Annotated in this window: 3 protein-coding genes; all 3 read left to right on the top strand. The window is 62.6% G+C overall.

Annotated features, from left to right (window positions below; genetic code table 11):
• Positions 1 to 465, top strand: a 465-nt coding sequence (locus ACEW8G_RS10625; protein WP_373488393.1) for a tol-pal system YbgF family protein, incomplete at its 5' end; no start/stop codon positions are given.
• Entirely contained in the window at positions 449 to 1,423 is a 975-nt protein-coding gene (tilS, locus tag ACEW8G_RS10620; protein WP_373488392.1) for a tRNA lysidine(34) synthetase TilS, read from the top strand. The genes ACEW8G_RS10625 and tilS, both read left to right, overlap by 17 nt.
• Positions 1,424 to 1,531: 108 nt before the next feature.
• Positions 1,532 to 2,068 (top strand): ATP-dependent metallopeptidase FtsH/Yme1/Tma family protein (locus ACEW8G_RS10615; protein WP_373488391.1); only part of this gene is annotated, 537 nt, incomplete at its 3' end.

Raw genomic sequence — 2,068 nt, 5'->3', positions numbered from 1 at the left:
GCTGCTGCTGCCGCCGCTGCGCCGAGCGTTGAGCGCATCGCGGCGGTTACGGCGATCCTCAAGCCGCAGACCGGTGACGCGTTCGATGATGACTACACCTATGGCTATCGGCTGTGGGAAGCCAAGTTCATGCCCGAGGCGCAGACACAGCTAAAAACCACGGTCGACAAGCACCCCCGCCACGCCCGCATCAGTTATGCCCGCAATCTGCTCGGCCGCGCCTATCTGGATGATGGCAAACCCAGTGCCGCTGCCAAGGCGTTTGCAGAAAATTACGAAAAAAGCCCCAAGGGTGACCGTGCGCCTGACAGCCTCTATTTTCTGGGCGAGGCGCTGGTCAAGCTGAACGAGAAGCCCAAGGCCTGCGTCGCCTTTTCCGAACTTGCCGAAGTGTTTCCCGATGCGGCAACCGGCAGGCTGTCGACGCGGCTGGCGGCGGGACGCCGCAGTGCCGGATGTCGATGACGCGGGCGTAGCGCGCTGCCAGGCGGCGCTGGTCGCGCTGACCGGCGGGACGAGCGACAGCCTGTTGCTGGCGGTGTCGGGCGGACCGGACAGCATGGCGCTGCTTGATCTGGTCCGCCACAGCTGGACCGGGTCGGTCGCGGTGGCGACGGTCGATCACCAGTTGCGCGCCGGTTCAGCCGATGAAGCGCGACTGGTCGCCGCACATTGCGCCAGCTTTGCGCTGCCTCACGCCATTTTGACGCCCCGCCAGCCGATCAGCGGCAATCTGCAATCGGCAGCGCGAGATGCGCGCTATCACCTGTTGCAGGCACATGCAGGCAGCATCGCAGCACGATGGATCGTCACCGGGCACCACGCCGATGACCAGCTGGAAACCATGCTCATGCGGCTGGCGCGCGGATCAGGTGTGGACGGGCTGGCCGGAGTGCGCGCGCGCAATGGAAACGTCATCCGGCCGCTGCTGGGTTTTCGCAAGGCAGAGCTGGCACAGTGGTGCGAGGCGCATTCGCTGCCGCATGTAGAAGACCCCAGCAATATCAACCGAGATTTTGACCGGGTGCGGATGCGCGCCGCGCTCGCCGGGTTTGATGCGGTTGATCCGCTGGCGGCGGTGCGTTCTGCCGCCGCGTTGGCAGAAGCCGCCGACGCGCTCGACTGGGCGGCGGAGACGCTGGCAGCCGACGCAATCATCGACGAAGCTGGGCGCATCGGGTTGGTGCGAGGCGCGTATCCGGCGGCGTTGCTGCGTCGGCTGGTGATCGCATGCTTGCAGCGTATTGAGCCTGGATGTGCGCCGCGTGGACCCGCAATTGACCGGCTGCTCGCGTCGTTGCACACAGGCGGGCAGGCAATGGTCGGCAATGTGCTGTGCCACGTGAGCGAAGGCAGTGATGTCTGGTGGTTTAGCGCCGCTCCGCCGCGCGGCAAACGGGGCGAGGACGACAATCCGTCCTGATTTGCGACCGACCACAACGGGCGTGCGCTGGAATCGCTTTAGATTATGTTGTCATTCAGGATTTGCTGCTTATCTTGATCACAATCCACTCCCGCAAAGGCTGTATCAATGAACGACGATCAGGATCCCAACGCCAACCAGAACGGCTGGATCAAGAACATGCTCATCTGGGCAGGGGTGATCGTCGGTCTGCTGGTGGTGGTATCACTCATCGATACGCGCGGCACCACCGAGCGTGGCAGTGCAATCAGCTATTCCACATTTCGTGACCGGGTCGCTGACGGGCAGGTCAAGAACGTGCTGATTGCGCCCGACCGTGTTACCGGCACCTATATCAACGACGAGAGCTTTTCTGCGGTGCGGGTTGAAAGCGATCCCACGCTCATTCCGCTGCTCGAAGAAAAGGGTGTTGATTACAGCGGCAAGGCTCCCGAGCAGACCAGTCTGCTGATGTATATCCTGCTACAATCCTTGCCGTTCATCCTGATCATCGCCATTGCGTTCTTCGTGCTGCGACAGGTGCAGAAGGGCGGCGGCGCTTCGGGCGCGATGGGTTTTGGTAAGTCCAAGGCCAAGCTGCTTACCGAAAAGTCTGGCAAGGTGACCTTTCAGGATGTTGCCGGCATTGATGAGGCGCGCGAGGAA

It is taken from the genome of Blastomonas sp. (assembly GCF_041747255.1).
GTDB lineage: Bacteria > Pseudomonadota > Alphaproteobacteria > Sphingomonadales > Sphingomonadaceae > Blastomonas.
The sequence above is the reverse complement of the archived record's forward strand: the minus strand, read 5'-3'. Positions and strand labels throughout refer to the sequence as shown.